The organism is Acetobacter fabarum (genome assembly GCF_040702925.2).
Lineage (GTDB): Bacteria > Pseudomonadota > Alphaproteobacteria > Acetobacterales > Acetobacteraceae > Acetobacter > Acetobacter fabarum_B.
Genome location: NZ_JBFCXX020000104.1, coordinates 1 through 261 on the forward strand (window position 1 = coordinate 1; position 261 = coordinate 261).

Annotated in this window: 1 pseudogene; it reads right to left on the reverse strand. The window is 58.6% G+C overall.

From position 1 onward, the window contains the following. Positions 1–261 (reverse strand): annotated as a pseudogene (locus tag AB2L51_RS15285) (PrkA family serine protein kinase); the annotation flags it as partial.

Here is a 261-nt window from a genome sequence, read left to right on the forward strand (position 1 = left end):
AGCCAGGTCGGGTTCTTGCCGTTGTTGTTGGCCCGTGCGCGCAATACGAAGTTGACGATTTCGTTGCGGAAATCCTTCGGATTGCTGATGCCGGCCGGCTTCTCTATCTTCTCCAGCTCCTCGTTGAGGGAGGCGCGATTGAGGATCTCGCCGGTTTCCGGGTCGCGGTATTCCTGGTCCTGGATCCAGAAGTCCGCGTAGAGCACGTAGCGGTCGAAGATGTTCTGGCCGTACTCGCTGTAGGACTCAAGGTAGGCGGTC